Below are 22,570 nucleotides of genomic sequence, written 5' to 3'. Positions count from 1 at the left end.
CCGCACTTCTCTTGATATTTGACGAAAGCGGAATCGCCACCATGTCCATCGATCCCGACTACGAACTGGTTATCGGCCTGGAAGTGCATGCGCAGATGCGCACCAACTCCAAGCTGTTCTGCGGCTGCAGCACCGCTTTTGGCGCCGAGCCCAACACGCAGATCTGCCCGGTCTGCTCCGCCCAGCCCGGCGCCCTGCCGGTGATCAACGGCGCGGCGGTGGACATGGCCATCAAAACCGGCCTGGCCATCGACGGAACCATCAACAAAATGAGCGAGTTCTCACGCAAGAACTACTTTTACCCCGACCTGCCCGCCGGGTATCAGATCAGCCAGTTCGAATACCCCATCGTCGAGCATGGCCACCTGATGATCGAGGACAAGGAGGTGCCGGAGAAGCGCATCGGCGTGACCCGCATCCATATGGAGGTGGACGCCGGCAAGAACCTGCATGAGGGCATCGTCGGCGCCTCCCATGTGGACCTGAACCGCACCGGCGTGCCGCTGATGGAGATCGTCTCCGAGCCGGATATGCGCAGCGCCGCCGAAGCTGGGGCCTATCTGAAGAAATTGCGCGCCCTGGTGCGCTACCTGGAGGTGTGCGACGGCAATATGGAAGAGGGTTCGTTCCGCTGCGACGCCAACGTGTCGGTGCGCAAGCACGGGGTCAAGGAGTTTGGCACCCGCTGCGAGTTGAAGAACCTCAACTCCATCCGCAACGTCATGCGCGCCATCGAGTTCGAGGCCGAACGCCAGATCGACCTCATCGAAGAGGGCGGCAAGGTGATCCAGGAGACGCGTCTGTGGGACGCCAACAAGTCCGAAACCCGCTCCATGCGCGGCAAGGAGGAGGCCCACGACTACCGCTACTTCCCCGAGCCCGACCTGCCGCGCTTGACCTTCGGCGACGAGCGCATCGACCGCGTGCGCTCCACCTTGCCTGAGCTGCCCGACGCCAAGCGCGCGCGCTTTGAAGCGGAGTTCAACCTCTCCCACTACGACGCCGCCGTGCTCACCGCCAGCCGCGAATTGGGCGACTACTACGAAACCGTTGTGGCCGCCGTGGCCAAAGCGGGCAAACCCGAGCCCAAAATCGCCGCCAACTGGGTCACCACCGAACTGCTGGGGGTGATCAACAAAGAGGGCCGTGAGATCACCGACTCGCCGGTGAGCGCAGAGAATCTGGGCCTGTTGGTGGCGCGCATCGTCGATAACACCATCAGCGGCAAGATCGCCAAAGAGGTGTTCGCCGCCATGTACGAAAGCGGCGATAGCCCCGACGCCATTATCGAAGCCAAAGGGCTCAAGCAGGTGACCGACGAAGGCGCCATTGAGGCCGAAGTGGACAAGGTCCTGGCGGCCAGCGCGCAGCAGGTGGAGCAGTATAAAAACGGTCAGAACAAACTGTTCGGCTTCTTCGTCGGCCAAGTGATGAAGGCCACCCGCGGCAAAGCCAACCCCGGCGTGGTCAACAAGCTGCTCAAAGCGAAACTGGACGGATGAACCGACGCGCCGCCATTATCCTGCTGGCGGCGGCGGTGGGGTTGACGGTATTGGGCGCCCTGTCGCTGGGCGTCATGCGCATGGACGCAGAGAAATACCGCCCCCAGGTTCTGGCGATTCTGCAACAGATCACCGGGCGCGCCGCGCTGGTGGGCGAGATGGACTTTCTGCCCACCAGCGGCGTGACCCTGCGTCTGAAAGACGTGGTGATCCCCTCTGACGACCCCAAAGCCCCGCCGCTGGCGCGCATTCCCCTGGCGGAAGTGGGCGTGGGACTCACCTTTTTATTGGGCGACAAGCCGCACCTCTCCTCCATCACCCTGGTGTCGCCCGAGTTCCACCATATTCAGCTCAAGCCCATCAATCTGCTGGGCGCAGCGCAGGATAAGGCCCGCGAAAGCAGCCAGAAACTCCGCGAAGCGCTGCAGCCCTACGTGGACCAAACCAGCATCGGCGTGTTCAACATTCGCCGCGGCTCGGTGACGCTGATCGATCGCGCCTCACCGTTCAAGCGCACCTTGCGCGTGGCCAAACTGGATTTGACCGCGCGGGATCTGGCCCCTGGCCACATCGCCAACCTGCGCGCCAATGCGGAAGTCTCCAAAGTGCCGGTCACCCTCACCGGCCAGTTGGGTCCCCTGCCCGCCGATCTGGATGTGCGGCAGATGCCTATCCTGCTCAATCTGGAGGCCAAATCGGTGGCGTTGGGCAACCTCACCGAACTGTTCCCGGAAATTCCCCCCACCGCTCATGCCGAACGCGGCTACGCCTCGGCGCTGATCCACGGCAAACTCAGCGACGCCCTCTCCACCCGTCTGCGCCTGGAGTTCGACGATCTGCTCCTCAGTGATGGCCGCTCCGACGACCCTAAGGCCGAGCCGCTGCATATCGATCTGGCCTGGCGGCAGCAATCCACCCTATGGGCGCGCCCCGGCGATGTGGGCGGCGAATTGGGCGAATCTTACCTGTATATTGATAGCGCGCCAGTGGCGCGCATGTCGGGCCGACTGCAGATGGCCCCGGCGCAACGCGTGGATCTGCGTCTGAACGCCCTCAAACCGATGCCGGTGGCCTTGTTGCCACAACGCTGGCGCGATCGCATCGGACTGCATACCGGACTGGCGCAAGGACGCTTGCATCTGCAAGGGGGATTGCCGGACAACCTGAGTCTGCGCGCGGAGTTGGATTTGAGCGACGCCGCCTGGGCCCTCCCCCCAGCGCTGGAGAAACCCATTGGCGCGCCGCTGACGCTGCGCGGCCACTTCTCCCAGAGCGCGGGCAAGGTGATTGCCGATGAGCTGACCCTCACCCGCCGCGGCGGCGACATCCTCAAATTCTTTGGCCCACTCTGGCCGCGCACCGAACTGCGCGCGGTGGGCCAGTGGAAGCTGGAGGCGCTGCCGGAGCTCTTTCCACGCTCGGCGGAGTGGCGCATTGAGGGTATGGCGCATCTGGAGTTGGGCGTCACCCGCGACGCTGAGCGACACTGGCGCGTGGAGGGTCAGGCCCACGCGCCCACCGGCGCCATCATGGATCTGCCCTGGCGGCGCCTGGCGGTGCGCGTGCAGGCCGATGAGAACGCCATCAGCGCGCCCCAACTCCGTTTTGACGCCTTAGGCGGCCACTTTGAGACCGCGCTCACCCTCAATTTGGAACAGCCGCCTCGACGCGTGTTGGGGCAGTTTAGCGTGCAGGGGGTGTCATTGCGCCAAGTGGACCGCGCCATTGCGCGCAACAGCGCGCTATTCCAGCGCTTCAAGGCGGTCACGCCTAGCGACAGAACGCCGTTGCGGGTCGAGGGCGTTCTCAACGCCCAGGGTGAAGTGATGGCGCTACTGGACCAACAGAGCCACTTGATCGAGTCGCCATTCCTGGCTGGCGCGCTCTCAGTGGAACCCGGCCGCGTGGCGGGACTCAATGGTGAACGCATGTTGGGCCTCGTTAACCCCACCGAGGGTGAGAATCCCGACCTCTTCTCTGAGCCAGAAGGATATTTCCATTGGGACCGCGCCAGTGGCCACTTCGTGCATCAACAGGGGCACTGGCTGTTGGAGAATCTACGCATCGACGTGGGCCGCACCCATTTTGAGGGACGCGCCCTGGTTAACGCCGATGGCAAGCATACGTTAAACCTGACTCGCATCGGGCCGGAGGGGCAGGAGCACAAACTGGTATTGGAAGGGAGCGCCGATCAGATTCGCCAGCTCAAAGGAAACTAGGGAGTATTCACACGATCATCAGTCAATTTCACAATTGGACATTGGCGATTTTGGCGATGAAGGATAACGAGGGCTCAGCCCTCTATAATAAATCAAAACTAAAACTGCACAGAACGGCCAACAGTCAGCGCAAGCTCAGGCTACGTCACGCAAACATTACGCGTTTCTGTGCAATTTGGTTGCGCAGCCAACAGCCCAGCGTGCGCGTCAACAAGGGGTGTTGTCGCCGCAGTGCCAGGCGTGGATGGCGTCCAGACCGCGATAGCGCTGATCCTCGTCCAGCCCATACCCCACCAGACGCAGATCCGGGGTCTCAAACCCCAGATAACTGACCGGCAGAGGTTCGGCGCGATCCACCGTCTTGTGCAGCAGCACCGCCAACCGCACGGAATGCGGTTGATAGCGCCGCAATCCGCTCAGCAGCCGCTTGGCGCTGCCGCCGGAGTCCAATAGCGCATCCACCAGAATCACATCGCGCCCGACGATGAGGTCAGGATCGCTGTTGCACAGCGCCAGATCCGCCTCATCCTGGGCGTCGGGACGATCCATCACGAACACCACCGGCAGCGGCGCCGACAGCGCACGCAGTAGATCGGCGCCGAACAGAAAGCCCCCTTTCAGGGCGATGGCCAGCACCGCATCCAACCCCTGCTGCTGAATATCGCCTTCGATCTGCGCCGCCAACTCGGCGATGCGCTCCGCCAGCAGGTCGGCGTCGATCAAAGGCTTCAGGTGCGGGAGGGGGTCGGATTGACTCATCGGCTGCGCGACGCTCCTGGTCTTATTTGGAGCCGCCCAACAGGCGCTCCAGGAAGTGCAGATCGTACTCGCCGCTGATGAAGGCGCCATCCTGCAGGATGCGCTTGTGCAGCGGAATGGTGGTGCGCACGCCGCCGATGACATACTCATCCAGAGCCCGGCGCATACGCGCCATGGCCTCGGCGCGATCCCCGCCCCAAGTGATCAACTTGCCGATCATGGAGTCGTAGTGAGGCGGAATGCGATAGCCGCCATACACCCCGGCGTCCACCCGCACGCCGCCGCCGCCCGGGGCGTGGTACTCGGTGATCACTCCCGGCGAGGGGATGAAGGTCTGCGGGTCCTCGGCGTTGATGCGACACTCGATGGCGCACCCTTCCAACACCACCTCCTCCTGGGTCAGGGTGAGCTTTTCGCCAGCGGCCACGCGGATCTGCTCTTTGACCAGATCCACCCCGGTGATCAGTTCGGTCACCGGATGCTCCACCTGGATGCGGGTGTTCATCTCCAGGAAGTAGAAGTTGCCCTTGTCGAACAGGAACTCGAAGGTGCCCGCGCCCACGTACTTGATCGCCGCGGCGGTCTCGGCGGCCAGCTTGCCCAGCTGATTGCGCTGCTCCGGGGTGACGGCGGGAGACGGCGCCTCCTCCAACACCTTCTGGTGACGGCGCTGCAAAGAGCAGTCGCGCTCGCCCAGGTGGATGGCGTTGCCGTGCTTGTCGCACAGCACCTGGATCTCCACGTGACGCGGCGCTTCGAGGAACTTCTCGATGTAGATGGCGTCGTTGCGGAAGAACTGCATGGCTTCGGTTTTGGCCACCGAATAGGCGTTGATCAGCCCCGGCTCGGCGTGCACCACCTTCATGCCGCGTCCGCCGCCGCCGCCCACTGCCTTGATGATGACCGGGAAACCGATCTCCTTGGCCAGCTTCAGCGCCTCTTTATCGCTCTTGATGGCGCCTTCGGAGCCGGGCACCACCGGGATGCCGTATTTGGCCACGGTTTTGCGCGCCTGCACCTTGTTGCCCATCAGGCGGATCGCCTCGGGCTCGGGACCGATGAAGGTGATGCCGGAGGCTTTGACGATCTCGGCGAACTCGGCGTTCTCGGAGAGAAATCCGTAGCCGGGATGGATCGCCTCGGCGTCGGTGATCTCGGCGGCGGCCATAATGGAGGAGATGTTGAGATAGGAGTCCAGCGACGACGGCGGGCCGATGCACACCGACTCGTCGGCCAGGCGCACGTGCATGGCGTCGACGTCGGCGGTGGAGTGCACCGCCACTGTCTGGATGCCCAACTCCTTGCACGCGCGATGGATGCGCAGGGCGATTTCGCCACGGTTGGCGATGAGGATTTTACTGAACATGGGCGGGGATCCAGACTCGGTCAGACGGGTTCGATGAGGAACAGCTCTTCGCCAAACTCCACCGGGGTGGCGTTATCCACCAGGATCTTGACGATGCGTCCCGACTGCTCGGCTTCGATCTCATTCATCAGCTTCATCGCTTCGATGATGCACAGGGTCTGCCCCTTCTCCACCACATCGCCCTCTTTGACAAACGGCGCAGCGTCCGGCGACGGCGATTTATAATAGGTGCCCACCATGGGCGAGGTCACCGCCGTGGCGTTGGGAAAAGCGGCGGCGTGGGAACCGGCGCCGTCATCAACGGGCGCGCCCATGGCGGCGGGCGCTGCGGGGGCATAGGCGGGCATGGGCGCGGCGGCGGGCGGCGCCATGGCCACCATGGTGGTTCCAGGCGCCGGACCCAAGGCGCGCGCCACGCGCACTTTGGCGCCGTCACGCTCCACTTCAATCTCCGACACGTCGGTGCCTTCCAACATTTTCACCAATTGACGAATCTCTTTGAGATCCATGCCGCTTTCTCCCGAAACCTTGCGTTTCTCAATGCCGCGCCGTGCGGCGGCGTTATCATTGTTCATGGGCGCTGCGGGGGGCTTGATATTCCCCGCGCGCGTTGCGCTCAATCCTGTTGTTGGGCGTTTAGATAGGCCACGCCCGCTTCAATGGCGTAGCCGTAGCCCGCCACCCCCAGCCCCACCACCTGCCCGACGGCGATATCGCTCACATAGGAGTGATGTCGAAACGGTTCGCGCTTGTGAATGTTGCTGATATGCACTTCAATAACCGGTTTATCCGCCGCCAGCAGCGCATCGCGAATCGCCACTGAGGTGTGGGTATAGGCTGCGGGGTTGATGATCACCAGGTCGGCGTCTTCACGCGCCTGCTGGATGCGATCCACCAGCACGCCTTCATGGTTGCTCTGCATAAACGCCAGGCTGGCGCCCAACCCTTCGGCGCGCTGGCGACACAGCTGCTCCACATCCTCCAGGGTCAAGGCGCCATACAGATGCGCCTCTCTGAGTCCCAACATATTCAGGTTGGGACCATTGACCACCAGAATTCGCCACGCTTGTTGCGACATTTCGCCCCGCTTCACGCTACCCGCCCCACCTGCGCGCCGACTGCGCAAAAAGGGCGTTGCATAGGATGGAAGGGGATTATAGAGACAATGTTGCGGGAAGGTCAGGAGGAAAATGTAAAAAATGTGCTTTTTTTGTCATTTTCGAGGCGATTTGGCGGCGTTTTGGCCAATATCCGGCCAAAAAACGCAATTATGTGGGTATCCGGGAATTCAGGGAAAGCCCTGCTGAGAGGCTACTCCGCCACCCCCTGACGATAGCGCGCCACGCCATCCAGACAGGCGCGCAGACGCGCCGCGCGGGGATCCTCCTGGCGCGGCGACGCGCTACGACTCAATCGGCTCAACACCTGGCGCAGATTGCCCACCGCCCGCGCTTGGTTGCGATAGCGCGCCACGCCGTCCAAAGCGCTGCGCAGACGGCTCAATTGCGCGCCCTGGGGATCAAACGGAGCGCTGTTGGCTTGCAGCTCCACCGGGTCAGCGACCGGGAAAGCGTCATGCGCCGCAGCCTCGCCTTCCGCCACCGGCGCCTCTTCAGTAATCTCAGACGCCTCTTCGACGCTGGCCGCCGCCTCAGCGATGGCGCCTTCCCCTGCCTCAGACGCTTCGTCCAACACAATAGCGGCTTGCGACTCCGCCTCCTCGGACACTGCACTCTCAACATCCGGCGCCGCCTCAGCGCTGGCCGGGGGCGCATCGGCGGACGCCTCCGCTTCAACTGGCGTTTCCTCAGCCGCCACGCCTCCGGTCGCCTTCACGGCGGCTTCTGACGCCTCGATAGCGGCGGAAGAGGCGTCCACCGCATGCCCGGAGGCTTTAATGGCGGCATCGGTATTCTCCACCGCCAGTCCCGATACATCCATAGTGGCGTCTGAGCTCTCAATGGTCGCCTCCGAAGCTCGGGCCAGGGCTTCGGAGTGGGCGTCAATCAAAGCCATTTCGGCAGGCGGCTCCTCTTCGACTTCAGATTCCGCAGCATCCGCCAAGCTCTCCTCAGCGGCGACATCCGCCTCAGGTTCGCAATCCGCGCGCGTTTGCGCCGGGGTTTCTCTAGCGGCGGCATCCTCGGCGATGGCCTCCTCCATGGCCGCCAACGCCTTGCGGAACACCTGCGCCGGGGCCGCGCCCAGTTTGGCCAGTTCGCTTTCGATGCGCGCATCCCAGCCCTGCTCGCCCGCGCCCAGCAGCCGCGCCATCAAATACCACTGCGCCACCTCTTCGGGCCGCTCGCGAATCATCTCCCCCAGCGCCTGTTGCGCTGCATCCACCCGCGCTTCCCGCGCCAGGGATACGATCTGATTGACAAACGTTTGCGCTTCCTGGGTCACAAGCCGCCCCTCTATCGCCACTGCGAGTCGAAACCAAATGGCGCGCGCGCCATCCAATGTTGGCAGTGTAGCCGTTCATTCGCGCCGACGCATCCCCGGGAATCATTCTGAGGTGAAAACGGGTTGTCCCCCGCCGGGGCAATCCGTATGCTGCGCGTTGATTCCCACATTGGATAAACACCTGCGCAACGCGCCGTGACCACCCCGGCGTTGCGCGTCAGCAATGAGGTCGAACCATGCAGATTCAGCTCAATGGCGAGAACCACGAGATCACCGACGGCGCCACCGTGGCGCAACTGCTGCAACAGTTGGAGCTGACCGCCGGGCGCGTAGCGGTGGAGCGCAACCTGGAGGTGGTGCCCAAGGAGCGCTTCGACGACACCGTCCTAAGCGCCGAAGACCGCATCGAGGTGGTGCACTTCATTGGCGGCGGCTCCGGCCAGCCCGAGGCGGAAGACACCTGGAGCGTAGCCGACAAGACCTTCACCAGCCGCCTGCTGGTGGGCACCGGCAAGTACAAGGACTTTGAAGAGACCGCCATCGCCATTGAGGAGTCCGGCGCAGAGATCGTCACCGTGGCGGTGCGCCGGGTCAATGTGAGCGACCCCAAGGCGCCCATGCTGACCGACTTCGTCAGCCCCAAGAAGTACACCTACCTGCCCAACACCGCCGGTTGCTACACCGCTGAGGATGCGGTGCGCACCCTGCGCCTGGCGCGCGAGGCGGGCGGCTGGGATCTGGTCAAGCTGGAGGTGCTCTCCGACGACAAGTATCTGTGGCCCAACAATGTGGAGACCCTCAAAGCCGCCGAGACCCTCATCAAAGAGGGTTTCAAGGTGATGGTCTACACCACCGACGATCCCACCATGTGCAAGCGGTTTGAGGAGATGGGCTGCGTGGCGGTAATGCCGCTGGGCGCGCCCATCGGCTCCGGCCTGGGGGTGCGCAACCCCTACACCCTCAAAATCATCATCGAACAGGCCAATGTGCCAGTGCTGGTGGATGCAGGCGTCGGCTGCGCCTCCGATGCGGCCATCGCCATGGAATTGGGTTGCGAGGGGGTGCTGATGAACACCGCCATCGCCGGGGCGCAGGACCCCATCCGCATGGCCCGCGCCATGCGCCGCGCAGTGCAGGCGGGGCGCGACTCCTTCCTCGCCGGTCGCATGCCCAAGAAGCTCTACGCCACCGCATCCAGTCCGCTGGACGGGACCTTCTTCTGAGGCTGGGAGAACGCTGTGAGCGATCACCCCATCTGGGACTGCCGCTGGCCCGACCCGGTGGCGCTGCGGGTGGCCGCCGAGCGCGTGCTCGGCGGCCTCAACCCGGAACGCCCGGACCTCAACATGCGCCTGTCGCTGGAGGTGCGCATGGAGCCGCCCGCGTCGCCCACGGCGACGCCGTCGGCGCTACTGGCGGCGCCCTGGGGGGTGGAGCGCATCTGGTGGAAGGCGCCGCAAGATATGGTTCCACCCATTGAGTCGGCTCTGTCCCTGGAGCCCGACGCCGAAGGCCGCGTGGCCGCCGGTCAGGGCGCCCTGCTGCGGATTGAAGAGCGCGCCATCCCGGTGGTGATCGCCTGGGAGCCGGAGACCGGACACCACTTCGTGCAGGCGCTATTGCGCAATCCGCGCGACTTTCTCAACAGCGCCGACGCCCTGGAGGCCGCCGCCGAGCAACGCCACGCGGGCGACAAACGCCAAACGCCGCGTCGCCAGTCGGTGAGCCAACATCTGGACAAGCAGGTGAGTCGACGCGGCCTGTTTGACCTGTTCCGCAACCGATCTGAACCGTAAACATCATCCAATCATCAAAAAACACTGGCGTTTGTCGCGTGCACCCGTTACGCTATGGCCACTATTGACTGGCTTTTCCGACGCCAAGGAGAGAGGAATAATGCGCATGAACACCAAAATTACCGCCCTGGTTCTCGGCGCCGGCATGATGTTGGCCGGTGGCTGCGCCAGCCTCAGCGACGAAGACCGCGCCATGCTTGAGTCCGCCGCCAACGAGTCCAAAGCGGCTCGCATGGCTGCTGAGGAAGCCAAGCGTATGGCTGGCGAGGCCAAATCCGCCGCCACCATGGCTCAGCAAGACGCCGAGCGCGCCCTCAAAAGCGCTCAAATGGCCGAAGATTCGGCCCGCGCCGCCGCCACGCGCGCCACGCGCACCTTCGAACACAGCATGATGAAGTAAGCCGCTGTGGCTTGAAGATCAGAACACAAAAAAACCCGCCAAACGGCGGGTTTTTTTGTGTCTGGAATGTGCTTCGTTGCGGCTTCCGTTGAGCATGCAAGGCCCGACGCTCTGAGCAGAAATTCGTGTGCTCAGTCGAATTCAAAATGGGACATTAGCGGTTCCGGAAAAATAGTCGCTAGCATCCAAATGTGAACATATGGGCGCTGGAAGATATCGAGGGCTACGCCCTCGAGCTCCCAAGGTCAACATCCAAACCGTGGGCTCCGCCCATGTATGGTCCGCTCCGCCACGGCAAGAGAAAATGTCCACTGATGTGTGAGGCTTAGTCGCGCCCATGTATCCGGCCTGTTGATGAGGGGCTTGTCGCCCTCTGGCCCTGATGGAATTTGCGCGTGGCCCTCCTCAACACACCCTCGGCCTCTATGGGCCCTTGGGCGAAACAGGTTCTTGACCACGCAGGGCTATGCCGTTTCACGCCATCAATCTCGACTCTCTCTCGCAACCTGGCTGGTGGGATCTCTTTCTCTTTCCTTATCGGCCTGTTTTTCTTTTAGAGTTGTATTGCGCTCTCTCTACACAGCGGCGCTGGCCCCATAGGCCTCCTGCTTCACCAGCATCGCCCACGCGCTGCGCGCCATGCGGTTGGCCAGCGCCACCACTGCTCTATTTGCGCCGCGACGTTCCGACACCGACACTGCCCACTGGCTGCGGCGATCCGGCTTGTTTTCACACACGCGCAACGCCGCCCGCGCCCCATGAATCAACAGGGTGCGAAGATAACCGTTTCCCCGCTTGCTGATCCCCGTCAGCCACGCCTTGCCCCCTGTGGAGTGCTGATTTGGAACCAACCCTATCCATGCCGACAGCTCCCGGCCATTCTTAAACGCCCGCACATCCCCCACCGACGCCAACAGCGCCGTCGCCGTGATCGGTCCCACTCCCGGGATCGTCATCAGCAATCGACACTGCGGCTCCGCCTTGGCCAGCGCCTCAATCTCACGCTCATATTTGCCGATGCGCTCATCCAAATGCGCCAGCTCATCGCGCTCATCCTCCAGAATTACGCGAAAATTGGCGCTCATTTCCGAGCTCTCATCACTCAAAATCAGCACAATCGCCCGCCGCGCCTGTTTGATGCTCTTGGGAAAGACAATCCCATACTCGGCAAGCAGTCCGCGAATCTGGTTCACCAACGCCGTGCGGTTCTTCACCGCCAGACTGCGTATCCGATGCAGCGACAATATCTCTTGCTGGGCAACGCTTTTGATCCCCACAAAGCGCATGTTGGGACGCTGTACCGCTTCGCAAATCGCTTCGGCGTCCACGCTGTCGTTCTTGTGCCGCTTGACGTAGGGCTTCACATATTGCGGCGCCATCAGACGCGTCTCATGCCCATATCCCTGAAATTTCCGCGCCCAATGGTGGGCGCCGCTACTGGCTTCCATCCCCACCAGGCACGGCGGCAGTTGCGCCATGAACTCCAGTAACTTATCTCGTTTCAAGCGCTGTTTCAGAACGCTCTTGCCGCGCGCATCGACGCCATGCAACTGAAACACGCTCTTGCCCAGATCAATACCCAGTACCCGTACCTGTCCGTTTTCGATATGATTGCTCATGGTCCGCTCCGACTCCGTTGAGATGGAAAAACACACCACCATCTTGGCCCATTGCGAGGGCGTTTGGGTAGCGGAGCGGACCATTCCATTACACCCGCTGGGGGCGCGGCCCCCAGACCCCGCCGCCGACCAGTCGGCGGCCAAGAGTCAGCGCAAGCTCAATCTACGTCACGCAAACATTGGTCGTTCTGTGCAGTTTTGGTTTTGACTCACTATAGTCAACCTAAGCGGGCCTACATCACGCAAACATTGGCCGTTCTGTGCCGTTTTGGATGCGTATGGCGAGAGCATCCCGGCATTCACTTCTGGATGGAAATAACGATATTCTAAGGGTGAACAAGTCGTGACTGCTCGCACAGAATGCTCAGGCCAACAGACCCCAAAGGGCCCATCAGCCTGACGCAGCATCATTTTTTCGGCAGGTAGCGCAGCGGATTGAGGGGCGTGATCTTCTTGCGCAGTTCAAAGTGCAGTTTGGGCTTGTCGGTGCGGCCCGACTGCCCCACATGGGCGATCACCTGACCGGCGCGCACCTTCTGGCCATTCTTGACCAGAATCTTCTCGGTGTGGGCGTAGGCGGTCATAAACTTGCCGCCATGGCGCAGAATGATCAGATTGCCATAACCCGGCAACCCGTCGTCGGCATAGGAGACCACCCCCGCCGCCGCCGCGCGCACCGGTTCGCCCCGCTTGGCGGCGATATCGATGCCGGTATTGCGTTTGGCGCCCTTCTTCCCAAACTGGGAGATCACTTTCCCCTTCACCGGCCAACGCCAACTGCGCGGCGCGCCCGCTTTGAGGATCCAGGCGTTGGAGCGTTTATAATCCTCCCGCGCTTGGGCGATCTGCTTGGCTTCCGCCGCGCTATCGGCCCCATCGCGCCGTTTGGGCGGCGGCGCCACGCGATTGCCGGGATCTTCCGCCTTGGCGGGGGCTTTCAGGCTGGCCTTGGCCAACGACTGTTTGACCTCTTTGAGGCCGCTCTTGACCGGGGCCGGTTCCGATTTTGGCTTGGATGTTGAGATCGTTGCACTGGGCAGGACAAACAGCGGCACCGGCGGTTTCAATCCGGCGCGAAGAGACGACGCTGGCTCTTCCGGCGCAGCGCTGTGGGTCGGCTTTGCGGCGTTGCTGGCGGCCAGGTTCAGACCGCCAACGGAGAACTGCTGCGCAACCGGTGGTGCGGCCACCGGCGCGGTTTTGGCGATCACGGGCGGCCCAAAGCGTTTGACATGGGCCTGGGTCAGCGGCTGCGAACCAGGCGGCGGCGGCGGTTCGCCCATGGTGACGCTGGAGACGCCGGGACGCCGCAACGCAGGCGCGCTGCTCACCACTTCGCCGCCCTTCACAAAGTCCACCGGCTTGGCGCGCACCACCCGCGCCGGTTCGCTGGTGCGCAACTCCTGCCCCACCCGCAACATGTCGGGGTCGGTAATGCCATTCAGGCTGGCCAGCTTCTGCACATCCATATTGTGCACCGCAGCGATGGCCCACAGGGTGTCGCCGGGCTTGACCCGATAGACGCCGCTGTTGGATGCATGGATGCGCTGACTGGGCTCCATCTCCCAAGCGGCGCGATTGCTCGCCATGCGCTCAGGCGTTATCTGCGGTTTGGCCTGCGCGCGGGCGGGCGCGGCCGGTCCGCCGCCACGGCGCACCGGCGCCTGGTTGCCGGACTCCGGCCACAGCGAGCTGGCCATATCCGTCACGCGCTCATTGAAATTCTGCACCGGCTCGGGCATCTGTGCGCAGCCAGCCAGCAGCAGCGCCAGGGCGCCGACGCTGATGCGGCGTCGCCCGGCCACTCGTAGACGCTGTAACAACCCCGTCATGCCAACCACTTCATAATCACGACCACACCCACCACCGCCACCACAATAACGATGGTCAGAAGATCCAGATGTTTTTCCACCATGGCCCGCAAGCGGTCGCCGCCCCATTTGAGGACGCCAGCCACCAGGAAGAAGCGCGCGCCGCGCGAGAACAGCGACATGGCCATGAACATGGCGAAATCCGCATGCAAGGCCCCTGCCGTAATCGTAAACAGCTTGTAGGGGATCGGCGAGAAACCGGCGATGGCCACCACCCAGGCCCCATGTTCATCGAACAACGCCACCAACTGATTATAGGCGTCCATTTTGCCATAGAACTGAATGATCGGCTCGCCGATAGCGGCCCAGCCATACACGCCGATCAGATACCCCAGCGCCCCGCCCAGCACCGACCCGGCGGTGCAGATGGCCGCATAGCGCAACCCCTGCGGCGGCGCCGCCAGGGTCATGGCCATCAACAGCAGATCCGGCGGAATGGGGAAAAAAGAGGACTCCGCCACCGCCACCAGAAACAGCGCCGTTTTGGCGTTGGGGTGGGCGGCCCAATGCATGGTCCAGTCGTACAGTTTGCGCATCATGGTTCGGTCACCATCCTTGTGCCCCGACCAGGGGAACGAATCGGCAGCTTTCGAGAATCTCGCGCCACCACTGGCCCGCTGCATCATAGCCAGCGCGCACCATCTGTTGAGATTGGCGATCCCCTTCGGGGGCCACCAGAACGCCGCCGGGTCTGAGCTGGGCGCGCAGATTTTGCGGCGTCACTGGCGCTCCAGCGGTAATCAAAATCCGATCAAACTGGCGCGCCTGGGGCCATCCTAATGTGCCGTCCCCCACATGCAGGGTGACGTTATCCACGCCCAACCGCTGCCAACGTCGGCGCGCGCCACTGGCCAGGGAGGGGAAGCGCTCAATGGTGTAAACCCATGCGCACAACTGCGACAGGATCGCCGTCTGGTAGCCGGAACCGGCGCCGATCTCCAGCACCACCTCCGAGCCGCGCAGCGCCAACGCCTCGCTCATGCGCGCCACCGTATAGGCTTGCGAGAGGGTCTGCCCCTCACCGATGGGCAGCGTCGCCTCGCCATAGGCTTCGGCGGCCAGCGCCTCCTCTACAAACCAGTGCCGCGGAATCCGCTCCATGGCGGCCAGCACGCGCGCATCGGTAATGCCGCGGGCAGGCAGGGTTTCCCGCGCCATGCGCTTGCGCGCCCGCGCCGCCACCCGTTCGCGGTGATCCGCTTCGCTTACTGAAAAGCGATCCATTGTCGCATCCGTTGCGCTGCAGGGCCATGGGTCATGTCGGCATTGAGTACGCTCACTGAGACATACCCTTGCTCCAACATGAGAAAATCGGGGGGCAATTCGCCCGCATCGGCGGCGTCATCCAGCGACCAGAACGGCGGCGCGCCCCCCTCCACCAGGGGTTTGGTCGTCGTCCACGGGCCCCCGCGCCGCCCTTGGCGCGTGGCCACAGGGCGTTTGATCATATGCAGAGGCGAATTGGGCGCGTTGATATTCAAAAAACAGCCCGCGGGCAGCGGATGGTCGCGCCACTGGGAGAGAAACATCTGCGTCATGCGCAGCGCGCCATCAAAATGCCAAGGATCGCGACGACCATCCACCGACACCGCCATGGCGGGAATGCCCGCCAACGCCCCCTCCCAAGCGCCGCCCACCGTGCCGGAGTAGGTCACATCCTCGGCCACATTAGGGCCCAGATTGATGCCGGAGATCACCAGATCCGGCGGCTGGCGCAGCAGTTGCCGCAGCGCCACCTGCACGCAGTCGCTGGGGGTTCCGTCCACGCTCACCTGCCATTCGCTCAAACGGGTGACGCGCAGGGAGCCGGAGCGGGTCAAACCATGACCGACGCCGCTCATATTCTGTTCCGGGGCCACCGCCACCACCTGCGCCTGCGGCGCAAGCGCGGCGTACAGAGCCTGCAGACCCGCAGCCTGAATGCCGTCATCGTTGGTGAGAAGTATCAGCATGTCGCCCTTTTGACGCTAATCCCCACGCGCGCCGCAGAGCCAAACCCCGCGCACGCCGACCGGGACACAGCAAGAGGCGCTGCGCCAACGGTGGGGCTGTTGGCTCAATGCACGCCTTATGCCATGGTCAAGAAGCGTTTCCGCTGCGCACAGTGCTCAGACGTCGGAAGCGAGGCTCTGATCCAGCGTGCGCATATGGGCGCGCAGGCGCAACAGATCCTCCCACCCTTCGCGTTTTCGGGTGGGCGCGCGCAAGAAGAAGGCGGGGTGATAGCTGGCCGCCACCGGCGTTCCACGCCAGTGATGAATACGGCCGCGCACCTTGGCGATGGCGCCGGTATGGCCAAGCAGGCTCTGGATGGCGAACTTCCCCAAAGCGAAGATCATCTGCGGTCGGATGATCTCCAACTGCTGATAGAGATAGCCCTGACACAGCGCCATCTCCTCGGGCAGCGGGTTGCGATTGCCCGGCGGGCGACACTTGACCACATTGGCGATATAGATCTCTTCGCGCTGGAACCCCGCCGCGCCCAGCATGGCGTTGAGCAGTTGCCCGGCGGCGCCGACAAAGGGTTCGCCCAGGCGATCCTCATCGGCCCCGGGCCCTTCGCCGACGAACACCACCGGCGCGGTGGCGGAGCCGACGCCAAACACCGCCTGGGTGCGGTTTTTACACAACTGGCACCGCTCACACACCGCCACCTTCGCACTCAGTTCATCCAATGCGGCGGGGCGCTCTTCCGGCGCCACTTCGGCGCCCAGTGGACGATTCAAATCGATGGAGACTATGGGCGCATTGGCTGCGGGCGCATCGGCGGGTTTGGGCGCGACCGGTTGCGTGCGGGATGGCTGCGCGGGACGTCGCCAACTGGACGCCGCCTCCGTCTGCTGTGAAGACTCCTGAGCGCGTCCTATCGGCGCTTTTTTGCCTGGCTGCTTGGGCGGACGCGACAGCCACTCCATGCCCCAGGGAGCGGGCGCATGGGGCTGACCGGCCAGCGCCGCCAATTGCGCGATGGTGGAAGCGTCGCCGGTAAGGGCGTCCACGCCGCACTGCTCGAGATAGGCGAAGGTCGCCAACCAATCGTGATACTCGCTCATATTCTATCCACTGCGGCGCGATGCGGTTTGCGCCGCTGTCGGCGTTGTGCGCTTGGCGGGATAATTTCACCCAGAAAGCGATAAACGGTTTTTTTGGTTTGACAGCGCGCATTGTAGGCGGTATAAACCAATCCCTCAAGCGCAACATGGGCGGTTAGCTCAGCGGGAGAGCACTGCCTTCACACGGCAGGGGTCACAAGTTCAATCCTTGTACCGCCCACCATTTTGCGAATCAAAGCGCCACCCTTTTGGGTGGCGCTTTTTTTGTGTGGCCAACATCTCAAACGCACAATGGCCCCATGCGCCGCCACGCTATGATCATGGCCACTGGCTCCGCAATAGACAAAAAAATCCCCCGATCTTGCAACCGGGGGATCTCTTCCTACAGCACAGCGCGAACAATCCTACAGAGCAAATGCAATAAACTTCTGCTGCTCCTTAGCCACCGCGTCGCCCATCACCTTGGCCACGTTGCCGCCAAACATTGTCCCCAACAAGCCCGCATTCATCACCCCCACGTAGGTCTTGCCATCGGACTTCTGATACACGCTGATGGTGCACGGCATCATCACCGACACGATCTTGTTGGGATCATCCTTCAGAATATTGTACGCATGATCCGGCTGACACAGATTCACCAACATCACCGGCGGCAAATCTCCGCCGCCATGCTTCTTCACCGACTTGTGCAGTGGCTTCACGCCCGCCACAACCCACCCTTCGGCTTTGGCGTTTTCACTGATCTTGGCCACCGTTTCCTCAACGCCAAAGGGGCTGAGATGCTCCGTCAACATCATCCCCGGCGCCTGGGTCCACCCCACCAGACCCATTACACACACGCCCAAAATAAAACCGATCACGCCCTTTTTCATGCCACCCTCCATAAAAAGATTTTTGTGAAACAGTACATGCCTAATAAGCCCAATGCTCATCAGGCGGAAAACACACAATACAGCGCGCAGCATTCGCCTCCCCCCAGAGCGTCAAATGCCGCGCCAGCGCCTCGCCCAAATCGAGCCCAGGCGCGCAAAACACCCGCCGCCCATAAAATGGCGGGCGGCGGGATTCGGGAAAACCCTGCAATCAGTCGCTGAACTTGCCGGAACGAATCCGTTCAGCCTCCATCAACTCCAACTCCCGCGCGCCCGAAATCACAATGTTCGGATCCATCGCATGGTCCAACGTCTCATCCCGGCCCTCATAGTTCACCGAGTTGAGAATCACCTTGATGGCGTTCAAACGCGCCAGATACTTGTCGTTGGAGCGGATGATCGTCCACGGATTGAGCGGCGTGTGGGTCACCTTCAACATGCGATACTTCTGCAAGGTGAAGTCGTCCCAACGCTCCTGCGCCTGCATGTCGATCTCCGACAGCTTCCACTGTCGCAAAGGATCGGTCTTGCGTCGGTCGAATCGATGCGCCTGCTCATCCCGGGTCACACTGAAATAGAGCTTGAGTAGAATCACCCCGGACTTGACCAGGTTCTTCTCAAACCCGGTCACCTCGTCCATGAAGTGGTGATACTCCTCCGACGAGCAGAAACCGAACACCGGCTCCACCACCGCGCGGTTGTACCAACTGCGGTCGAACAGCACGATCTTGCCGCTGGAGGGGAAGTGCTGCACATAGCGCTGGAAATACCACTGCGTGCGCTCCACGTCCGACGGCTTGCCCAACGCCACCACACGGTAGGCTTTTTCGTTCATGTAGCGGGTGACCCGACGAATGGTGCCGCCCTTGCCCGCCGCGTCGCGACCCTCGAAGAGGATGATCATCTTCATGTGGGTCTTCTCCAGATGATTCTGGAGCTTGATCAACTCCGCCTGATACGGCTTGAGCGACTTCTCTTCCCGTCGCCGGGTCACTGCGCTCTTCTCTTCCTTCTTGAGCTTGCGCAGTTCCTGTTGCAATGCATCCACGCGACCGCGCAGTTTGTCGTTCTCAACGGCCAACTTCTCGGCGCGTTCATCCATATCAACCTTCACCGGGGTTCGCTTGTTCATGGAGCCTCGTTGCGTCGTTATCAGGGGTCATTAACAAAATATCTTTCACGATAACATGCTTTAGAGGCAAAGTGTGAGAGGAGCGTGACAAATAGGGGGAATCACCCGTTGGAACGCATTTTTTTCGCGTAGGAGAGGGATGTGGCGGCGATCTGGGCGGCGTTGGGGCCGGTGTTTTTGATCATTCTACTGGGCGCGCTGCTGGCGCGCATGAAGTTCCCCGGCGAAACCTTCTGGCCCATGGCCGAACGCTTCACCTACTACGTCCTGTTCCCCGCCATGCTGATCCATAAACTGGCCGTCGCGCCGCTCGACGCCGCGCTACTGGGCTCCATCCCCCTGCTGGCGGCGATCCCCCTACTCACCGTCACGGCGGCGCTGTGGCTGGCGTTTCCCGCCCTGAACCTCTCTGGGCCGCGCTTCACTTCGCTCTACCAGGGCGCGATCCGCTTCAACACCTACATCGGTCTGGCCGCCGCCGACGCCCTGTATGGCTCCGTGGGCCTGGCCACCGCCGCGCTGCTCATAGCATTGAAGATTCCGCTGGTGAATCTGCTCTGCGTCACCATCTTCGCCCGTCACGGCGACCACCCCTCCGGCGCGACCCCGCCGCTGTTACGGGAAGTGGCGCGCAATCCGCTCATCCTCGGCTGCGTAGTCGGCGCGTTTCTAAATCTCACCGGCATCGGCCTGCCCGGCTGGCTGGAACCCACCGCCAAGCTCCTGGGCGCCCCGGCGCTGACCATCGGCCTGCTGGCCGTGGGCGTGGGCCTCAAATGGGACGCCCTGCGCGCCTCCGGCTGGACCCTGTGGCTATCGTCGGGCGTCAAACTGCTGATCATGCCGCTGCTGGCGCTGCTTCTGGCCCACTGGTTGGGGCTGCCCCTCATGGCGCAGGTGATCGTGGTGCTGTTCCACGCCCTGCCCACCGCCACTTCGGCCTACATCCTGTCCCGACAACTGGGCGGCGACGCCCCCCTTATGGCCGGACTCATCACCGCCCAAACCTTGCTTGCCATGCTCACCCTGCCGCTATGGATTGTCCTGACGCAAAATGGGTAAAGCGTTGCGCGAATCTTGATGATGGGTGAGAATTTGTTTCTCTGATTATGAAAGATATTGGGGCTTCGCCCCAAACCCCATGAGGGCGCCGCCCTCAACCCGCCAGGGCGCCGCCCTGGACCCGCCAGGAGGGACGCCCTCCTGGACCTCGGTTAGTTTAACCTCTTCGCCGAATCGCACAGTTGCGCCTCTCTTGCACGCTTGTGCCTGGCGTTTTGATTGGGAGCCATTTTATGTCTGATACCGCCATTGGCATCGTCGGCGCCGCCGGGCGCATGGGCCGCATGCTCGTCCAAGCCACCTGCGACCGCCCCGGCTGCCGCGTCGCCTCCGCCACCGAATTCCCCGGCCACGACCTCATCGGTCAGGACGCCGGCGGCGTGGCCGGCGTGGGCAACCTCGGCGTGCTCATCCATGGCGAATCGGAACCCGCCTTCCAGGCCGCCGACGTGGTCATCGACTTCTCCGTCATCGCCTCCACCCTGGCGCATTTGGAGATCGCCCAAGCCACCAACACCCCCATGGTGATCGGCACAACGGGTTTCAATGCCGAACAGCGCGCCCTGCTGGAAGCCACCGCCAAGAAGGTCCCCATCGTCTGGGCGCCCAACTTCAGCGTGGGAGTCAATCTGCTGTTCAAAATCGCCCAGGAAGTCGCGGCGACGCTGGGCGATGATTACGACATTGAGATCATCGAAGCGCACCACCGCCACAAGGTGGACGCCCCCTCGGGCACCGCCGTGCGTCTGGGCGAGACCATCGCCGAGGCGGTGAAGCGCAATCTGGATGAAGTGGCCATCTACGGTCGTGAAGGCCAGACCGGCGCGCGGGATCCCAAGACCATCGCCTTCTCGACCATTCGCGCCGGGGATATTGTGGGCGACCACACCGCCCTGTTCGCCACCGATGGCGAACGCTTGGAGCTGACCCACCGCGCGTCGTCGCGCATGACCTTCGCCAAAGGCGCGGTGCGTGCGGCGCAATGGGTGGTGGGCAAGCAGCCGGGCCTGTACGACATGCGCGACATCCTGGGCTTCCGCTGAGAACAAAAAGGTGGAAAATCCCGACATTTATGGCGGGATTTTCCGGGGTCTGGGGGCCGCGCCCCCAGCGGGCTGTGGGGCGGCGCCCCACGGTTTGGTTGTTGATCTTATGGGAGTTTGAGGGCGAAGCCCTCAATATCTTTCATCTTCCAATTGCTCTTCAGTCCACTTTTCACCCCATCATTTGCTATGGCAATAGGCGCGATCAGCGGCTAATATAAGCGCCAGCTAATATCCAACAGTGCGCGGCATTGGTCCCAACGGACGGCATGACTGCGCTGTATCACGTAAGGGGAATGCGTAGTGGAAAGCGTTGAAATCGCCAATCTGAAGCCCGGTCAAGTGGTCACTCTGGAGTTCGGCAACAAGGAAGCGGTCCTGACCAAACTCGACGAACCCCGCAAGTTCAATATGGAAGACTGGTTCGAGGATGAGGTTGAAGTCTACATCCTGGAAGACGTGATCGAAGAGGACGAGGCGCTGCACTATGCCCGCGAAGCGGGCGTGACGCTGTCCGAGGCGCTGGCGCAGGATCAAAATGTGTTTGGCGCCGAGCGCACCTCCTGGGACTTCCTGGGCCGCACCGTGGACGGCATTGAGATGGAGGAAGAGGAAGAGGAAGAAGAGGAAGCCGAGGAAGAGGGCGAGGAGTAAGTTCATGGCCGATAAGCCGCTCTCCGCCGCCAAGGGGATTCCCAGCCGCGACCGCCTGATCTTCGCCATGGATGTGCCGGACCAAGCCACTGCGCGCGCCATGGCGCAGCAGTTGGGCGATGCGGTGACCGTGTACAAGCTGGGCCTGGAGATGTTTCTCTCCGGCGACTACTTCGAACTGGTGGAGTGGTTGCAGGGCCAGGGCAAGAAGGTGTTTGCCGACCTCAAACTGTTTGACGTGCCGGAGACCGTGCGGCGCGCCACCAAGCAGTTGGCCGGACGCGGCATTCACTTCCTCACCGTGCATGGCAACGACGGCATCATGCAGGCCGCTGCGTCGGAAAAGGGCGACATGAAGATCCTGGCGGTGACCGCGCTCACCAGCCTGGACCGGGGCGACCTGGACGACCTGGGGTTTCAGTGCGATGTGGCCGATCTGGTCGCCTCCCGCGCCAAGCGCGCGCTGGCCTGCGGCTGTGACGGGGTGATCTCGTCGGGTTTGGAAGCACCCATGCTGCGCGACCGCGTGGACCACCAACTGCTGGTGATCACCCCGGGCATTCGTCCGGTGGAGAATCGCCCGGCGGACGATCAGAAGCGCGTGGTGACGGTGGAGGACGCTTTCCGCAACGGCGCCGACTACATCGTGGTGGGCCGCCCCATCAAGAATGCGGAGGATCCCCGCGCCGCCGCCGAGGGCATTCAGCAGACCATCGCATCGATGTTTGATTGATTCTCGCAGAGGCCGCCAATAAAAAGCGCGCTGACCAACTGGCCAGCGCGCTTTTTTTATTGCCATGAAAGCCAAAAGGGCAC

At 62.6% G+C, this 22,570-nt stretch carries 22 protein-coding genes and 1 tRNA gene; 10 read left to right on the top strand and 13 right to left on the bottom strand.

The features are described 5' to 3' along the window. Positions 1-41 precede the first annotated feature (41 nt). Entirely contained in the window at positions 42-1,502 is a 1,461-nt protein-coding gene (gene gatB, locus MAIT1_RS15035; RefSeq protein ID WP_085444378.1) for an Asp-tRNA(Asn)/Glu-tRNA(Gln) amidotransferase subunit GatB, read from the top strand. Continuing rightward, positions 1,499-3,721, top strand: coding sequence for a DUF748 domain-containing protein (locus MAIT1_RS15030; RefSeq protein WP_085444377.1), 2,223 nt, complete (start codon positions 1,499-1,501; stop codon positions 3,719-3,721). Before gatB ends, MAIT1_RS15030 begins: the two co-directional genes overlap by 4 nt. A gap of 207 nt (positions 3,722-3,928) precedes the next feature. Here the strand turns inward: MAIT1_RS15030 and MAIT1_RS15025 are convergent, their stop codons facing one another. From MAIT1_RS15025 to MAIT1_RS15005, 5 genes are all read right to left on the bottom strand, one after another. Beyond that, the gene (locus MAIT1_RS15025) at positions 3,929-4,480 is read right to left on the bottom strand and encodes a phosphoribosyltransferase (RefSeq protein WP_158089531.1); all 552 of its coding nucleotides are present in this window, start codon (positions 4,478-4,480) and stop codon (positions 3,929-3,931) included. A 22-nt stretch (positions 4,481-4,502) separates the two neighbouring features. Beyond that, on the bottom strand, positions 4,503-5,846 hold the full coding sequence (gene accC / locus MAIT1_RS15020; RefSeq protein WP_085444375.1) for an acetyl-CoA carboxylase biotin carboxylase subunit: 1,344 nt from the start codon (positions 5,844-5,846) through the stop codon (positions 4,503-4,505). 20 nt (positions 5,847-5,866) lie between these two features. Continuing rightward, positions 5,867-6,421 carry an acetyl-CoA carboxylase biotin carboxyl carrier protein gene (gene accB / locus MAIT1_RS15015; RefSeq protein ID WP_198947913.1) on the bottom strand — a complete coding sequence of 185 codons (555 nt, stop codon included), beginning with the start codon at positions 6,419-6,421 and terminating at the stop codon, positions 5,867-5,869. Positions 6,422-6,462: 41 nt separating this feature from the next. Beyond that, a complete protein-coding gene (gene aroQ / locus MAIT1_RS15010; RefSeq protein WP_085444374.1) occupies positions 6,463-6,924 on the bottom strand; it encodes a type II 3-dehydroquinate dehydratase in 462 nt (153 codons plus the stop codon). Between the two features lie 233 nt (positions 6,925-7,157). Next, a complete protein-coding gene (locus MAIT1_RS15005) occupies positions 7,158-8,252 on the bottom strand; it encodes a hypothetical protein (protein ID WP_085444373.1) in 1,095 nt (364 codons plus the stop codon). Positions 8,253-8,488: 236 nt separating this feature from the next. On the opposite strand from MAIT1_RS15005, the gene thiS reads away from it, so the two are divergent. The 3 genes from thiS (at position 8,489) to MAIT1_RS14990 (ending at position 10,448) form a co-directional block, all read left to right on the top strand. Further along, a complete protein-coding gene (gene thiS / locus MAIT1_RS15000) occupies positions 8,489-9,475 on the top strand; it encodes a sulfur carrier protein ThiS (protein WP_085444372.1) in 987 nt (328 codons plus the stop codon). A 15-nt stretch (positions 9,476-9,490) separates the two neighbouring features. Then, the gene (locus tag MAIT1_RS14995; RefSeq protein WP_085444371.1) at positions 9,491-10,048 is read left to right on the top strand and encodes a hypothetical protein; all 558 of its coding nucleotides are present in this window, start codon (positions 9,491-9,493) and stop codon (positions 10,046-10,048) included. Positions 10,049-10,154: 106 nt separating this feature from the next. Then, positions 10,155-10,448: a hypothetical protein gene (locus MAIT1_RS14990; RefSeq protein WP_158089530.1), complete on the top strand. Its 294-nt coding sequence runs from the start codon at positions 10,155-10,157 to the stop codon at positions 10,446-10,448. Between the two features lie 575 nt (positions 10,449-11,023). Here the strand turns inward: MAIT1_RS14990 and MAIT1_RS14985 are convergent. From MAIT1_RS14985 to MAIT1_RS14955, 6 genes are all read right to left on the bottom strand, one after another. Next, positions 11,024-12,067 carry an IS110 family RNA-guided transposase gene (locus tag MAIT1_RS14985; RefSeq protein ID WP_085444369.1) on the bottom strand — a complete coding sequence of 348 codons (1,044 nt, stop codon included), beginning with the start codon at positions 12,065-12,067 and terminating at the stop codon, positions 11,024-11,026. A 407-nt stretch (positions 12,068-12,474) separates the two neighbouring features. After that, entirely contained in the window at positions 12,475-13,899 is a 1,425-nt protein-coding gene (locus MAIT1_RS14975) for a peptidoglycan DD-metalloendopeptidase family protein (protein WP_158089529.1), read from the bottom strand. Continuing rightward, entirely contained in the window at positions 13,896-14,477 is a 582-nt protein-coding gene (locus tag MAIT1_RS14970) for a YqaA family protein (protein ID WP_241893488.1), read from the bottom strand. The genes MAIT1_RS14975 and MAIT1_RS14970 overlap by 4 nt, the downstream gene beginning before the upstream one ends. Positions 14,478-14,484: 7 nt before the next feature. After that, positions 14,485-15,162 carry a protein-L-isoaspartate(D-aspartate) O-methyltransferase gene (locus MAIT1_RS14965; protein WP_085444366.1) on the bottom strand — a complete coding sequence of 226 codons (678 nt, stop codon included), beginning with the start codon at positions 15,160-15,162 and terminating at the stop codon, positions 14,485-14,487. After that, positions 15,144-15,890 carry a 5'/3'-nucleotidase SurE gene (gene surE / locus MAIT1_RS14960; RefSeq protein WP_085444365.1) on the bottom strand — a complete coding sequence of 249 codons (747 nt, stop codon included), beginning with the start codon at positions 15,888-15,890 and terminating at the stop codon, positions 15,144-15,146. The genes MAIT1_RS14965 and surE overlap by 19 nt, the downstream gene beginning before the upstream one ends. A 156-nt stretch (positions 15,891-16,046) precedes the next feature. Beyond that, entirely contained in the window at positions 16,047-16,991 is a 945-nt protein-coding gene (locus MAIT1_RS14955; protein WP_085444364.1) for a uracil-DNA glycosylase, read from the bottom strand. Positions 16,992-17,139: 148 nt separating this feature from the next. Between MAIT1_RS14955 and MAIT1_RS14950 the strand changes: the two genes are divergently transcribed. After that, a tRNA-Val gene (locus MAIT1_RS14950) sits at positions 17,140-17,214 on the top strand. A 181-nt stretch (positions 17,215-17,395) separates the two neighbouring features. Here MAIT1_RS14950 and MAIT1_RS14945 read toward each other — a convergent pair. Further along, positions 17,396-17,863 (bottom strand): DUF302 domain-containing protein, encoded by a 468-nt coding sequence (locus MAIT1_RS14945; RefSeq protein WP_085444363.1) that lies wholly within the window; start codon positions 17,861-17,863, stop codon positions 17,396-17,398. A 211-nt stretch (positions 17,864-18,074) separates the two neighbouring features. Continuing rightward, the gene (gene ppk2, locus MAIT1_RS14940) at positions 18,075-18,995 is read right to left on the bottom strand and encodes a polyphosphate kinase 2 (protein ID WP_198947912.1); all 921 of its coding nucleotides are present in this window, start codon (positions 18,993-18,995) and stop codon (positions 18,075-18,077) included. A gap of 141 nt (positions 18,996-19,136) precedes the next feature. Between ppk2 and MAIT1_RS14935 the strand changes: the two genes are divergently transcribed. The 4 genes from MAIT1_RS14935 to pyrF all read left to right on the top strand — a co-directional run bounded on the left by MAIT1_RS14935 (position 19,137) and on the right by pyrF (position 22,487). Next, positions 19,137-20,057 carry an AEC family transporter gene (locus tag MAIT1_RS14935; RefSeq protein WP_085444362.1) on the top strand — a complete coding sequence of 307 codons (921 nt, stop codon included), beginning with the start codon at positions 19,137-19,139 and terminating at the stop codon, positions 20,055-20,057. Positions 20,058-20,290: 233 nt separating this feature from the next. Next, positions 20,291-21,100 (top strand): 4-hydroxy-tetrahydrodipicolinate reductase, encoded by an 810-nt coding sequence (gene dapB / locus MAIT1_RS14930; protein ID WP_085444361.1) that lies wholly within the window; start codon positions 20,291-20,293, stop codon positions 21,098-21,100. A 303-nt stretch (positions 21,101-21,403) separates the two neighbouring features. Then, positions 21,404-21,754 (top strand): hypothetical protein, encoded by a 351-nt coding sequence (locus tag MAIT1_RS14925; RefSeq protein ID WP_085444360.1) that lies wholly within the window; start codon positions 21,404-21,406, stop codon positions 21,752-21,754. 4 nt (positions 21,755-21,758) lie between these two features. Further along, entirely contained in the window at positions 21,759-22,487 is a 729-nt protein-coding gene (gene pyrF, locus MAIT1_RS14920) for an orotidine-5'-phosphate decarboxylase (RefSeq protein ID WP_085444359.1), read from the top strand. Positions 22,488-22,570: the final 83 nt, after the last annotated feature.

The organism is Magnetofaba australis IT-1 (assembly GCF_002109495.1).
Lineage (GTDB): Bacteria > Pseudomonadota > Magnetococcia > Magnetococcales > Magnetococcaceae > Magnetofaba > Magnetofaba australis.
This window is presented reverse-complemented; position numbering and strand designations above follow the sequence as displayed.

What these genes read in the sequence shown, in the direction of transcription:
- gatB (WP_085444378.1), top strand. Translation starts at nt 42, where the DNA reads ATGTCCATCGATCCCGACTACGAACTGGTTATCGGCCTGGAAGTGCAT.
- MAIT1_RS14970 (WP_241893488.1), bottom strand. Translation starts at nt 14,477, where the DNA reads ATGATGCGCAAACTGTACGACTGGACCATGCATTGGGCCGCCCACCCC.
- thiS (WP_085444372.1), top strand. Translation starts at nt 8,489, where the DNA reads ATGCAGATTCAGCTCAATGGCGAGAACCACGAGATCACCGACGGCGCC.
- pyrF (WP_085444359.1), top strand. Translation starts at nt 21,759, where the DNA reads ATGGCCGATAAGCCGCTCTCCGCCGCCAAGGGGATTCCCAGCCGCGAC.
- MAIT1_RS14985 (WP_085444369.1), bottom strand. Translation starts at nt 12,067, where the DNA reads ATGAGCAATCATATCGAAAACGGACAGGTACGGGTACTGGGTATTGAT.
- MAIT1_RS15025 (WP_158089531.1), bottom strand. Translation starts at nt 4,480, where the DNA reads ATGAGTCAATCCGACCCCCTCCCGCACCTGAAGCCTTTGATCGACGCC.
- dapB (WP_085444361.1), top strand. Translation starts at nt 20,291, where the DNA reads ATGTCTGATACCGCCATTGGCATCGTCGGCGCCGCCGGGCGCATGGGC.
- aroQ (WP_085444374.1), bottom strand. Translation starts at nt 6,924, where the DNA reads ATGTCGCAACAAGCGTGGCGAATTCTGGTGGTCAATGGTCCCAACCTG.
- MAIT1_RS14965 (WP_085444366.1), bottom strand. Translation starts at nt 15,162, where the DNA reads ATGGATCGCTTTTCAGTAAGCGAAGCGGATCACCGCGAACGGGTGGCG.
- accB (WP_198947913.1), bottom strand. Translation starts at nt 6,421, where the DNA reads ATGAACAATGATAACGCCGCCGCACGGCGCGGCATTGAGAAACGCAAG.
- accC (WP_085444375.1), bottom strand. Translation starts at nt 5,846, where the DNA reads ATGTTCAGTAAAATCCTCATCGCCAACCGTGGCGAAATCGCCCTGCGC.
- MAIT1_RS15030 (WP_085444377.1), top strand. Translation starts at nt 1,499, where the DNA reads ATGAACCGACGCGCCGCCATTATCCTGCTGGCGGCGGCGGTGGGGTTG.
- MAIT1_RS14955 (WP_085444364.1), bottom strand. Translation starts at nt 16,991, where the DNA reads ATGAGCGAGTATCACGATTGGTTGGCGACCTTCGCCTATCTCGAGCAG.
- surE (WP_085444365.1), bottom strand. Translation starts at nt 15,890, where the DNA reads ATGCTGATACTTCTCACCAACGATGACGGCATTCAGGCTGCGGGTCTG.
- MAIT1_RS14945 (WP_085444363.1), bottom strand. Translation starts at nt 17,863, where the DNA reads ATGAAAAAGGGCGTGATCGGTTTTATTTTGGGCGTGTGTGTAATGGGT.
- MAIT1_RS14990 (WP_158089530.1), top strand. Translation starts at nt 10,155, where the DNA reads ATGAACACCAAAATTACCGCCCTGGTTCTCGGCGCCGGCATGATGTTG.
- ppk2 (WP_198947912.1), bottom strand. Translation starts at nt 18,995, where the DNA reads ATGAACAAGCGAACCCCGGTGAAGGTTGATATGGATGAACGCGCCGAG.
- MAIT1_RS14975 (WP_158089529.1), bottom strand. Translation starts at nt 13,899, where the DNA reads ATGACGGGGTTGTTACAGCGTCTACGAGTGGCCGGGCGACGCCGCATC.